We start from the raw sequence: 12,317 nt of genomic DNA on the forward strand, positions 1-12,317 counted from the left end.
GCTCCTTAGGGCAGCAGGCCTTTAACGTCAATGGGTTTGGCTTCGTTTTCGGCTTCGCCCTTCTCTTTCCCATCAACAGCCATACCGGCCATCCGGTAGAAGTTGTATTCCGGATATTTACCCGGCCCCGAGATCAGCAGATCGTCTTTTTCGTACACCAGATCCTGACGCTTGAACTCACCCATTTCGAAATCGGGAGTCAGCTGAATAGCTGTGGTCGGGCAGGCTTCCTCACACATACCGCAGAAAATGCAGCGGGAGAAGTTGATGCGGAAGAACTCAGGATACCAACGGCCATCCTTCATTTCCGCCTTCTGCAGCGAGATACAGCCTACCGGGCAAGCCACAGCACACAGGTTGCAGGCGACGCAACGTTCCTGTCCGTCCGGATCACGGGTCAGCACAATACGGCCACGAAAACGCGGTGGCGGATTTACTGGCTCTTCCGGATACATTTTGGTTTCACGCTTTTTAAACGCGTTGGAACCCACCATGCAGATACTGCGTACCTGGGTGCCGAAACCAATCAAAAGTTCTTTCAGTGTCATGGTTTATTCACCCTTATCAAGCGTTGTACAGAATGACTGCGGCGGTCGCCAGCAGGTTCAGCAGCGTCAGCGGCAGACACACCCGCCAGCCGAATGCCATTACCTGGTCATAACGCGGACGAGGCAACGACGCACGAATCAGGATGAACATCATCATGAAAAACGCCGTCTTCAACGCAAACCAGACGAACGGCGGCAGGAAAGGTCCGTGCCAACCACCGAAGAACAGCGTCACGATCAACGCGGAAACCGTCACGATACCGATATATTCGCCAACGAAGAACAGACCGAACTTCATCCCGGCGTATTCGATGTGGTAACCATCCGCCAGTTCCTGCTCGGCTTCTGGCTGGTCGAACGGATGACGGTGACACACCGCGACACCCGCGATCGCAAAGGTAATAAAACCAAAGAACTGCGGGACAACGTTCCACACCGTGGACTGCGCATTGACGATATCGGCCATGTTGAACGACCCCGCCTGCGCCACTACGCCCATCAGGGACAACCCGAGGAACACTTCATAACTTAGCGTTTGCGCAGAAGCACGCACCGCCCCCAGCAGCGAATATTTGTTGTTACTGGACCAACCGGCGAACAGCACAGCGTAAACCGCCAGACCCGCCATCATCAGGAAGAACAGCACCCCGATGTTCAGGTTAACCACCTGCCAGGTCGGACTGACCGGTACGATGGCGAACGACAGCAACAGCGAAGTAAAGGCAATCACCGGTGCCAGGGTGAAAATCACCTTGTCGGCAAACGGCGGCGTCCAGTCTTCCTTGAAGAACATCTTGAGCATGTCCGCCACCAGTTGGAGCGAACCACCCCAGCCCACGCGGTTAGGCCCGTAACGCCCCTGGAACAGCGCCAGCAGACGGCGCTCCCCCATACTCATGAGCGCGCCGCAGCTCACCACGACCAACAGAATCACGATCGCTTTGCCGACGGTGGCCAGAATGTCCAGTACTTCCGGAGTCAACCAACTCATTGCGCAGCCTCCCGCAGCATTTCAACGGTCGCGCCCGCCAGCACCGGAGCAATCCCCGGAAAGCCCAGCGGCAAACCAACCTGGCCTTGACGCAGCTCGGTGCTCAGACGCACCGGCAGACGCAGCGTCTGACCACCACAGGTAATGTCCAGCAGTGCACCGGTATTGACGCCCAGCAATGCGGCATCAGCCTGATTCACTACCGCGCAAGCCTGCGGCATACGCTGCTGGATAACGCCGGAGCGCTGCGACAGCTCATCACTGCCGAACAGGTTGTAGTAAGGCGCAACCTGCCATTGACCCTGTTGCGGGACAAACGGTGCGGGAATCTGGCTGAAATAGGCCAGCGAACCTTCACCAGCCTCGATCAGGCGGACACCCGGATCACCGTGGCGCAGATGCCCACCCACTTCATCCTGGAATTTGTTCCACGCCTGTGGTGAGTTCCAGCCCGGTGCCCAGGCAAACGGCACCTGCTGACGCTCAGCCAGCGGACTGTTGTTCCCTTCCATCGAGAAGGTAAACATGGTGTCCTTATCCTGCGGCTGACGCGGCTCATGCACGCTGATGTTGGCGCGCATGGCGGTACGACCACTATAACGATGCGGTTCACGCGCCAGTTTCTGGCCCTTGACACGGAACGATGCATCCGGCGCGGCGTCTTTGATCGCAGCCAGTTGCGGCAACGCGTTAACGCAAGCGTCAATTACATGGTCCAGCTGTGTCCAGTCCACCTGACGGCTGTTGTAGGTGATGTAAAGGGAGTGCAACCAGCGCCAGCTTTCCAGCATGACCACTTTACTGTCGTAGTAAGTCGGGTCATAAACCTGGAAGAAACGCTGAGCTCGGCCTTCCTGATTGACGAGCGTGCCGTCACTTTCCGCAAAGCTGGCGGAAGACAGCACCAGGCCAGCCTTATCCATGATCGCGGTGCGCTGATGATCCAGCACAATCAGGTTGGCAGCCTTCGCCAGCGCCGCATCCACACGAGCGGCCGGTGCATGGCGATACAGGTCGTTTTCCAATACCACTACACTGTCAGCGTCGCCGGTTTCCAGTTGCGACAGTGCTTCATCCAGCGAACCACCGCCCATCATGGTTACGCCCATGCTGTTGGCTGAAGCCGCCACAAAGGTAATGCCGACATCGGAGCCACGGCCTTTCAGCGCTTTGGCGACGTTAGCGGCGGCGGCGATCACATCATCGCTGCCCGCGTTGGTGCCGGAGATAATCAGCGGTTTACGTGCGCCAGCCAGCGCCTGAACAATCACGTCCACTTTCTGGCTGAGGTCTGCCGACAAATCGCTGACCGCTGGTGCGGCATTGTCGAGCGCGTGAGCGATGGCAAAACCCAATCTGGCCTGCTCTGCTACCGGCGCGCGGTAATTCCAGGCGGCGATATCGTCCAAACGGGTGCTGTCGACGTTGGTGACGAACAGCGGGTGTTTAGCGTGCTGACCGATGTTCAGGATCGCTGCAATCTGCCAGTCGGCCACTTTCTGGGCCGCCGCCATTTCACGGGCTTTACCTTTCACAGCTTGGCGCACAGCCAATGCAATACGCGCGCCGGTCTGGGTCAGATCTTCGCCCAGCACTAGCACAGCATCATAGCCTTCGATTTCACGCAGAGACGGCGTATGCACTCCGCTCTCTTTCAGCACTTTAAGCATCAGTTGCAAGCGCTGTTGCTCTGCCTGAGAGACACCCGTGTAAAAATTGTCGGCACCGACCAGTTCACGCAATGCGAAGTTACTTTCCACACTGGCGCGCGGCGATCCGATACCAATCACTTTTTTCGCCTGACGCAGCACATCGGCCGCGCCCTGCAACGCCTGCTCGGCGTTCAGCGCAATCCAGTCATCACCGCGGCGTTGCAGCGGCTGACGCGGACGGTCTTTCAGGTTGACGTAGCCGTAACCAAAACGGCCGCGGTCGCACAGAAAATAGTGGTTTACGCTGCCGTTATAGCGGTTTTCGATGCGGCGCAATTCGCCATAACGCTCACCTGGGCTGGTATTACAACCCACGCTGCACTGCTGGCAAATGCTGGGCGCGAACTGCATATCCCACTTGCGGTTATAACGTTCGGAGTGAGTCTTATCGGTGAAGACCCCAGTCGGGCAGACTTCCACCAGGTTGCCGGAAAATTCACTTTCCAACACGCCATCTTCTGGACGGCCGAAATACACGTTGTCATGCGCGCCGTAAACACCCAGGTCTTTACCGTCGGCATAATCCTTGTAGTACCGCACGCAACGGTAACAGGCAATACAGCGGTTCATTTCGTGGGAGATGAACGGGCCGAGGTCCTGATTGTGGTGTGTACGCTTGGTGAAACGGTAACGACGGAAGTTGTGTCCCGTCATTACGGTCATGTCCTGCAGATGACAGTTGCCCCCTTCCTCACAAACCGGACAGTCGTGGGGGTGGTTGGTCATCAGGAATTCAACAATCGTCTTGCGGAACTGCTTTGCCTCGTCATCGTCAATGGCAATAAAGGTGCCATCCGACGCAGGCGTCATACAGGACATTACCAGACGACCACGGGTATCTTCCGCGTTCTGGTACTGCTTGACCGCACACAGGCGACAAGCACCGACGCTCCCCAGCGCCGGGTGCCAGCAAAAGTAGGGAATATCAAGTCCCAGAGACAGACAAGCCTGCAGCAGGTTATCCGCTCCGTCCACTTCATATTCTTTGCCGTCTACATGAATCGTTGCCATAGTCAGCATGCTTCCATAACAGCCCGCCTCGGGCGGGCACTAATCAAAAATTCTGTCTGCGGGATGAATCGGCGTTAACTCCGGCGTGATGCTCAACACGCCGAATTGCACGATTACCAGCGCTGTTTCAGCAGGTTGGGCTGAATGCCACCAATCGGTTTGGCATTACTGACAACCTGTCTGGCGATGCCTGCCTCGAATTCGTCCCGGAAATATTTAATGGCGCTCTGCAGCGGTTCGACCGCCCCCGGCGCATGGGCGCAGAAGGTATTGCCCGGCCCCAGGAAGCGGCACAACTGCTCCAGCGTTTCAATGTCGCCCGGTTGCCCTTCCCCACGCTCAAGCGCACGCAGAATCTTGACGCTCCACGGCAAACCATCGCGGCACGGCGTACACCAGCCACAAGATTCACGAGCGAAAAACTCTTCCAGGTTGCGCGTCAGCGATACCATGTTGATTTCATTGTCGACCGCCATCGCCAACGCTGTACCCAAACGACTCCCCGCCTTACCGATGTTTTCGAAATCCATCGGCAGATCCAGGTGCGCATCGGTCAGGAAGTCTGTACCAGCCCCACCGGGTTGCCAGGCTTTCAATGTCAGGCCATCACGCATCCCGCCAGCGTAATCTTCCAGAATTTCACGGGCGGTGGTGCCGAACGGTAATTCCCAGAGCCCAGGATTGTTCACCCGGCCGGAGAAACCCATCAGTTTGGTGCCCGCGTCTTTACTCTTACCGGCAGACAGTCCCTGATACCATTCCACACCATGCTCAATGATGGCAGGCACGTTACACAGCGTTTCCACGTTGTTTACGCAGGTGGGTTTACCCCATACGCCAGCGGAAGCCGGGAACGGCGGTTTGGAGCGCGGATTGGCGCGACGACCTTCCAGCGAGTTGATCAGTGCAGTTTCTTCACCACAGATGTAACGACCGGCACCGGTGTGCACAAACAGCTCAAAATTAAAGCCGGTGCCCATGATGTTTTTGCCAAGCAGCCCGGCTTCTGTCGCTTCAGCAATAGCACGACGCAAATTCGCCGCCGCTTCAATGTATTCGCCACGCAGGAAAATATAACCGCGATAGGCTTTCAACGCATAAGCGCCGATAAGCATACCTTCCACCAGCAAATGCGGCATCTGCTCCATCAGCAGGCGGTCTTTGTATGTACCCGGCTCCATTTCATCCGCGTTGCACAGCAGATAGCGGATATTCATGCTTTCATCTTTCGGCATCAGGCTCCACTTAAGACCCGTGGAGAAGCCTGCACCGCCGCGACCACGCAAACCGGCATCTTTAACCAGGTTGACGACCGCATCCTGCGCCATACCGGTCAGCGCCTTTTGGGCACCGGCATAGCCATTTTTGCTGCGGTATTCGTCCAGCCATACCGGCTGCTTGTCTGCACGCAGACGCCAGGTTAAAGGATGCTGTTCAGCCGTCAGAACAATGTTTTTACTCATTGATACTGCTCCAGTAACGAATCGATATCATCAGGCTTCAGCTGACTGTGGGTGTCTTCGTCGATCATCATGGTCGGCCCCTTGTCGCAGTTACCCAGACAGCAGGTCGGCAGCAGCGTGAAACGGCCATCAAAAGTAGTCTGACCCGGCTTGATATTCAGCTTTCTTTCCAGCGCCGCCTGGATCCCCTGATAACCTGTGATATGACACACTACGCTGTCGCAGTAACGAATCACATGACGCCCGACCGGCTGACGGAAGATCTGACTGTAGAATGTCGCCACGCCTTCCACGTCGCTGGCAGGAATGCCAAGAATCTCGGCAATCGCATCAATCGCACCATCCGGCACCCAGCCACGCTGTTTCTGTACAATCTTCAGCGCTTCAATAGACGCAGCGCGTGCATCTTCATAGTGGTGTTTTTCATGCTCGATAGCGTCACGCTCTGTGTCACTTAACACAAAAACATCGCTGGCGGCCTGCGCCGGAGCATCGATCGAATCCTGAGTGTTGTTATGTTCGTGCATAATTAGCGGTCCACATCTGACATGACAAAATCAATACTACCGAGGTATACGATCAAGTCGGATACCAGGCAGCCGCGAATCACCGACGGAATCTGTTGCAGGTGCGGGAAACTCGGCGTGCGAATACGGGTGCGGTAGCTCATGGTGCTGCCGTCACTGGTCAGGTAGTAACTGTTAACCCCTTTAGTGGCCTCGATCATCTGGAATGACTCGTTAGCAGGCATCACCGGCCCCCAGGAAACCTGCAGGAAGTGGTTAATCAGCGTTTCAATGTGTTGAAGCGTACGCTCTTTCGGCGGCGGTGTGGTCAGCGGATGGTCGGCCTTGAACGGGCCTTCCGGCATATTCTTCAGGCATTGTTCCAGAATACGCATACTCTGACGCAGCTCTTCCACTTTCAGCATCACACGGCTGTAGCAGTCGCTGATGCCATCACCTACCGGCACCTCAAAGTCGAAGTTTTCATAGCCGGAGTAAGGCCGTGATTTACGCACGTCGAATGCGATGCCGGTAGCGCGCAGACCAGCACCGGTCACGCCCCACTCCAGCGCTTCTTTGGCGTTATAAGCCGCAACACCTTGTGAACGCCCTTTCAGGATGCTGTTTTGCAACGCCGCCTTGATGTAGGTGTCCAAACGTGCTGGCATCCAGTCCAGGAATTCACGCAGCAGTCGTTCCCAGCCACGCGGCAGATCGTGCGCCACGCCGCCGATGCGGAACCAGGCCGGATGCATACGGTAGCCAGTAATCGCTTCCACCAGATCGTAGATTTTCTGACGATCAGTAAACGCAAAGAACACCGGCGTCATCGCGCCGACGTCCTGAATAAAGGTACTGATGTACAGCAGGTGACTGTTGATACGGAACAATTCGGACAGCATGACGCGGATAACCTTCACGCGCTCCGGCACCTCAATACCAGCCAGTTTTTCCACCGCCAGTACATACGGCATTTCATTCACGCAACCGCCGAGGTACTCGATACGGTCGGTATAAGGGATGTAGCTATGCCAGGATTGGCGCTCACCCATTTTTTCCGCGCCGCGGTGGTGATAGCCGATATCAGGGATACAATCGACAATCTCTTCACCGTCGAGCTGCAGAATGATACGGAAGGCACCATGCGCAGACGGGTGGTTCGGCCCCAGGTTCAGGAACATGAAGTCTTCGTTATTCGTACCGCGCTTCATCCCCCACTCTTCTGGTTTGAAGGTCAGGGACTCCATCTCCATATCCTCGCGCTGCTTGGTCAGCACGAAAGGATCGAACTCGGTAGCACGCGCCGGGAAATCCTTACGCAACGGATGCCCCTGCCAGGTCTGCGGCATCATGATACGCGTCAGATGCGGGTGCCCTTTGAAGGTGATGCCAAACATGTCCCACACTTCACGTTCGTACCAGTTAGCGTTGGGAAACAGTTTGGTCAGGGTCGGCATATTCAGATCGTTTTCCGACAGTGCCACCTTCAGCATGATATCGCGGTTGCGCTCAATCGAAATCAGGTGATAGAAAACGGTGAAATCAGCGTCCGGCAAACCCTGGCGATGAGTACGCAGGCGTTCATCGACACCATGCAGGTCAAGTAGCATCACATAAGGTTTGGGCTGTTTTTTCAGAAAAGCCACTACGTCCAGCAACTGCTCGCGCTTCACCCAAACCACCGGTAAACCAGTACGGGTTGCCTGAACGGTGAATGCTTCCGGTCCAAAACGGTTACACAGCTCGCTGACCACCGGATCATCCAGATGATCACGGGTTTGCCACGCAGGCAGAGCGACATCGTGCGTCGTTAAATCTGTCATAAATTATGTCACCACAGTAAACGTGCTATTTCTGTGACTGATAATGGCTACACACGATTTATCGTGATATGAATTTATCGTGATTTTACGTAGCCACTACAGCCTTCACTCACAGGGTCAAATCTCATCAGGAGAACGCAGATTGGTTACCGCAATGCGTTCTCCCCGTTTACGTTCGCGCTCGGATTCCATATTGGCGCGGTAAACCCCCTGATCGCCTACCACCCATGACAGAGGGCGGCGTTCCTTACCGATGGACTCTTTAAGCAGCAGCAGCGCTTGCATGTAGGCTTCCGGACGCGGTGGGCATCCTGGGATGTACACATCAACCGGCAGGAACTTGTCCACGCCTTGCACCACGGAATAAATATCGTACATACCGCCGGAATTCGCACAGGCCCCCATGGAAATTACCCATTTTGGTGCCAGCATCTGGTCGTACAAACGCTGAATGACCGGTGCCATTTTCAAAAATGGCGTACCAGCCACAACCATGAAGTCCGCCTGACGTGGTGAGGCACGGATAACTTCGGAACCAAAACGCGCAACGTCATGTACAGAAGTAAACGACGTCGCCATTTCCACATAACAGCAAGAAAGACCGAAGTTATAAGGCCACAGGGAATTGCTGCGCCCCCAGTTGACCATGCTGTGCAGCGACTGTTCGAGGTTGCCCATGAAAACGCTGCGATTGACATGCTGCTCAAGCGGATCGCTGACAATCTCTTGCTTCTGGAGGGGGTAACGGTCGTTCTCACCGTCCGGGTCAATGCGGGTGAGCGTATAATCCATCTTCTAAATGCCTCGCTATTACTGCTGATGAGTGTTGGTGGTCTGAGTCACGACATTGGATTTCACGACTTGTCTCTTGGAACGCGTCGGCGTCCAGTCCAACGCGCCGATACGCACCAGATAGATCAAACCAGCCAACAACACCAAAATGAAAATTGTGGCCTCGACGAAGCCTATCCAGCCGCTTTCCCGAATAGATACGGACCAAGCGTAGAGATAGAGGGCTTCAACGTCGAAAATAACGAAAAACATAGCGACCAGGTAAAATTTGGCGGAGAGACGCAACCGTGCGGAGCCAACGGAATCGATACCTGATTCATAAGGAATGTTTTTGTGTCTGGCTCGGGCCCTGCCTCCCAACAGGAAGCCGCCGAGCAGCATAAAGCCGCAGAGACCTACAGCAACGATAACGAATAGCGCAAAGGCCCAGTGATGGGCGAGGACTTCAGTAGTTGTTGACATACTCTTGCTTACTCATCAAAAGTGAGCGGACACCTGCTCTTTGTGTCGGCAGTTCGTCGCCACATCGATTAAAAGGAAGGATTTTTCGCCACAAAAACACCACAACTTATAAGGTTAAGCGGCTGTTTAATGCGGCCTGATTCCCTGTTATGTAACCTTATTTTCAACGTCACTAAAAATAACAGCACATTACTTTACATGCACGTAGTTTCGTTAACATTTTGTGTGCAACACGGTGACTAAATCGAGTCAGTCAATCGCTTCACGTTAACGATTCCAGCCACGCAAAGCCCTTATTGGCAGGGTGACTATAACATTTTCGGCAAGAATTCCTGTTCCCCCATAGTGTTAATAGGGGTATTTTTTGATCCAGGGCACACTTTTTTCATTTATGTTAGTAAAAAAATTACGTCAATTGCTCAACCATTGCTCTTTTCATTCGGTCAACATGACTTTAAAAAAATAGAAATGCGGTTTTAATAAAAAAAGAACACAAACAGCGTGATAAGCAGCATGGAATAGACAGGAAGTCTGGACGAGAAAGGAAGCAGGAAGTGAATAGGCCAGACATGACGAGAGAAACTACACAGAAAAGGTTGGCTAGAAGATGAAAGCCATAGCGGGGCTCTTCACCCCGCTATGTCTATATTCAGGTAACATCTTTTAATGATTCGTCTGTCGGCGGTTCCCGTGTATCGTTTTCCGCGCCAGCACTAACCGGCAGCAAATGCGAACGAGTGCCGGATTCAATAGCGCTGAAAATGGCATTGGTCAGCTCGTTATCGTGGTCCGGATTCCTGCACAGATAATAACGAGTATCAGGCAGTTTCGGCAGACCTTCCTCTTCACCCAGCACGCGCAGTTCCGGGCTCATCATTTCTACCGAACGCACGGTGACCCCAAGACCGGCTTTTACCGCTGCACGTACTGCAGATAACGTAGAAGCAACATAAGAGATCTTCCACGGAATACCCGCTGCGGTCAGTTGCTCCAGCGCCAGCGAGCGGAACGGACTCGGCTCATCCAGCACCACCAGCGAAACAGTCTCACCCGACTGGTACTGATAATCAGCCGAGCAGTACCATAATGTCGGTGATGTGCGCAGCAGCACATATGGCAAATCGTCACTATTACTCGTAGAAATGACCAGATCAATTTTCCCTTGTTGCAGCATATCCGTCATTTCTGCGCTGCGTTTGATACTGACGGCAATCGACAGTTTCGGGAATACGGTCGTAACACGCTGCAAGATGAAAGGCAGGATGGTATCCGCCGTGTCATCAGACGCGCCGATAGTCAGCGTACCCTGAATATCGCTGTACATCAGCGAGGCACAGGCCTCATCATTAAACTGCAAGATTTTTCTGGCATACCCAAGAAACTGGATGCCATGTTCGGTCAACAGCTTGTTTCGCCCGTGGCGGGCAAACAGCTCCTTACCAATCAATTGTTCCAGACGCTGCATCTGTTGGCTCACTGCCGACTGTGTTCTACACACAGCCACAGCGGCAGCTGCAAACGTATTCAAATCTGCAACGGCGACGAACGTTCTCAACAGATCGAGATCAAGGTTGAGGACAGGGCGACTTGTATTTGTCATACGGTTCTTCACTTATCTATTTTAATTTTTAACAAACATACCTGGTGTTGATGTCGTGCCCGGCAAGGGCCGGACGCACAATAAAAGACGGACAGTATCGCAGACGAACGGTTACGGCAAAAGGCTACGTATCCCCGTCATACTTCAAGTTGCAGGTGCGTTGGCTGCGTTACTCGGTCCATTTCATGGGCCTCTCCCCTTCGGGGCTGCTGCCAGCAACGTTCAAATCGGCTTACGCCAATTGTCACTCACCCCAGTCACTTACTGATGTAAGCTCTTGGGGATTCTCTCGGTTGCCGCGTCACAAGGCTCTTATGAACCTTGCCCTAAAGTGCCAATGCGTTGCATTGTTCAACACGCCAGCCGGTTGTCCTACAACTCGAATTATTTGGGTATATATTCCTTATGTCCGAATCGCCTCTTCCCTCAGCCTCCTTATTTAAGCATCTTATTACGTAATCAGACTTTCAAAAAGAACCTCTTTATTTATTTTAGATAATAAAATAAAAATCAAAAGAAAACCAGCCGTCTCACTTCGTCGGAAATTTACAAAGGGAGATATAAGATTTTGATTGCACTTACGTTACGATGCCTACGCATCAAAATAAACGAATTCTCTTATTTTTCACTTTTAGCGCATACTTCGTGCATCATTGATTCTTTGTTTGCTTGAAAAAAACATTGCGTTTAAAACATCAACAAACTCTCAAATCACACTATTCAATTTGAAATCCCGTTTTAATTCAAACATAAAAACCATCAAGTCATCTGATGAATCCACTTCACTATCCCTTCACTGCCCCAAGTGATAGCGCTCAAGCCAGAACTGGCACAACTCAGCCGCAAACCCACTTAATACAGTGAGTTACTATCACTACGTGACTCAGTTTTTATGTAAGGATTACTATATTTTTGTAAATTTATTAAATGACGCGAAAGGATATCACATGTAACATAAATTTTCATGAAGTTACTCGGAGCGATTTCCTCCAGACTGCAAATCTCTGATCAGCGATGAGATATACCCCATCCTTTTTATTCTCCCTATGAACTTTTCATCACTTACTTAAATAACGCCATGTTCTATTTATCAGCGTGTTGTCTGCATTTTATTTTTCCGAAGAAGAAACACCGCCCTAATTTTCCATCGAGAAACTTTCTCTCACCCCTCTTCCATTACCGTATTTTAAAAATGGTTTTTATAACGCTTACGGCGGTCACCATTTTATGATACCGGTTTCAGTGCTTGAAACGGGCATAAAAAATACCTCAATTGCTGCTGCGATTATTCTCGGTGGCCTCATTTGATACATGATTAATGCTTCGTCATGCGATCTGGCGGGATAAATTAGTGGCACCAGAGACTATTTTATGGATCTCGCTCTCAGTATTAGGTTTAAAAATAAAAC

General features: G+C 52.7%; 9 protein-coding genes. All 9 read right to left on the minus strand.

Annotated features, from left to right (window positions below; all coding sequences use genetic code 11):
* Positions 1-5 precede the first annotated feature (5 nt).
* The 9 genes from nuoI to lrhA all read right to left on the minus strand — a co-directional run bounded on the left by nuoI (position 6) and on the right by lrhA (position 10,908).
* Positions 6-548, minus strand: coding sequence for an NADH-quinone oxidoreductase subunit NuoI (gene nuoI / locus OB87_RS02130; protein WP_013318702.1), 543 nt, complete (start codon positions 546-548; stop codon positions 6-8).
* Positions 549-564: 16 nt separating this feature from the next.
* Positions 565-1,539, minus strand: a complete 975-nt coding sequence (nuoH, locus tag OB87_RS02135; protein ID WP_033567771.1) for an NADH-quinone oxidoreductase subunit NuoH — start codon at positions 1,537-1,539, stop codon at positions 565-567.
* Positions 1,536-4,262, minus strand: a complete 2,727-nt coding sequence (gene nuoG, locus OB87_RS02140) for an NADH-quinone oxidoreductase subunit NuoG (protein ID WP_033567973.1) — start codon at positions 4,260-4,262, stop codon at positions 1,536-1,538. The genes nuoH and nuoG overlap by 4 nt, the downstream gene beginning before the upstream one ends.
* 113 nt (positions 4,263-4,375) lie before the next feature.
* Positions 4,376-5,725: an NADH-quinone oxidoreductase subunit NuoF gene (nuoF, locus tag OB87_RS02145; protein WP_033567772.1), complete on the minus strand. Its 1,350-nt coding sequence runs from the start codon at positions 5,723-5,725 to the stop codon at positions 4,376-4,378.
* Entirely contained in the window at positions 5,722-6,252 is a 531-nt protein-coding gene (gene nuoE, locus OB87_RS02150) for an NADH-quinone oxidoreductase subunit NuoE (RefSeq protein ID WP_033567773.1), read from the minus strand. Before nuoE ends, nuoF begins: the two co-directional genes overlap by 4 nt.
* Positions 6,253-6,254: 2 nt before the next feature.
* Entirely contained in the window at positions 6,255-8,054 is a 1,800-nt protein-coding gene (nuoC, locus tag OB87_RS02155) for an NADH-quinone oxidoreductase subunit C/D (protein WP_033567774.1), read from the minus strand.
* Between the two features lie 117 nt (positions 8,055-8,171).
* On the minus strand, positions 8,172-8,846 hold the full coding sequence (locus OB87_RS02160; RefSeq protein WP_033567775.1) for a NuoB/complex I 20 kDa subunit family protein: 675 nt from the start codon (positions 8,844-8,846) through the stop codon (positions 8,172-8,174).
* An 18-nt stretch (positions 8,847-8,864) separates the two neighbouring features.
* Positions 8,865-9,308, minus strand: a complete 444-nt coding sequence (locus OB87_RS02165; RefSeq protein WP_033567776.1) for an NADH-quinone oxidoreductase subunit A — start codon at positions 9,306-9,308, stop codon at positions 8,865-8,867.
* Between the two features lie 649 nt (positions 9,309-9,957).
* Complete coding sequence (lrhA, locus tag OB87_RS02170) at positions 9,958-10,908, minus strand: transcriptional regulator LrhA (RefSeq protein ID WP_033567777.1); 951 nt, start codon at positions 10,906-10,908, stop codon at positions 9,958-9,960.
* Positions 10,909-12,317: the final 1,409 nt, after the last annotated feature.

The organism is Dickeya undicola (assembly GCF_000784735.1).
Taxonomy (GTDB): Bacteria; Pseudomonadota; Gammaproteobacteria; order Enterobacterales; family Enterobacteriaceae; genus Dickeya; species Dickeya undicola.

What these genes read in the sequence shown, in the direction of transcription:
- nuoF (WP_033567772.1), bottom strand. Translation starts at nt 5,725, where the DNA reads ATGAGTAAAAACATTGTTCTGACGGCTGAACAGCATCCTTTAACCTGG.
- nuoC (WP_033567774.1), bottom strand. Translation starts at nt 8,054, where the DNA reads ATGACAGATTTAACGACGCACGATGTCGCTCTGCCTGCGTGGCAAACC.
- OB87_RS02165 (WP_033567776.1), bottom strand. Translation starts at nt 9,308, where the DNA reads ATGTCAACAACTACTGAAGTCCTCGCCCATCACTGGGCCTTTGCGCTA.
- nuoG (WP_033567973.1), bottom strand. Translation starts at nt 4,262, where the DNA reads ATGGCAACGATTCATGTAGACGGCAAAGAATATGAAGTGGACGGAGCG.
- nuoE (WP_033567773.1), bottom strand. Translation starts at nt 6,252, where the DNA reads ATGCACGAACATAACAACACTCAGGATTCGATCGATGCTCCGGCGCAG.
- OB87_RS02160 (WP_033567775.1), bottom strand. Translation starts at nt 8,846, where the DNA reads ATGGATTATACGCTCACCCGCATTGACCCGGACGGTGAGAACGACCGT.
- nuoI (WP_013318702.1), bottom strand. Translation starts at nt 548, where the DNA reads ATGACACTGAAAGAACTTTTGATTGGTTTCGGCACCCAGGTACGCAGT.
- lrhA (WP_033567777.1), bottom strand. Translation starts at nt 10,908, where the DNA reads ATGACAAATACAAGTCGCCCTGTCCTCAACCTTGATCTCGATCTGTTG.
- nuoH (WP_033567771.1), bottom strand. Translation starts at nt 1,539, where the DNA reads ATGAGTTGGTTGACTCCGGAAGTACTGGACATTCTGGCCACCGTCGGC.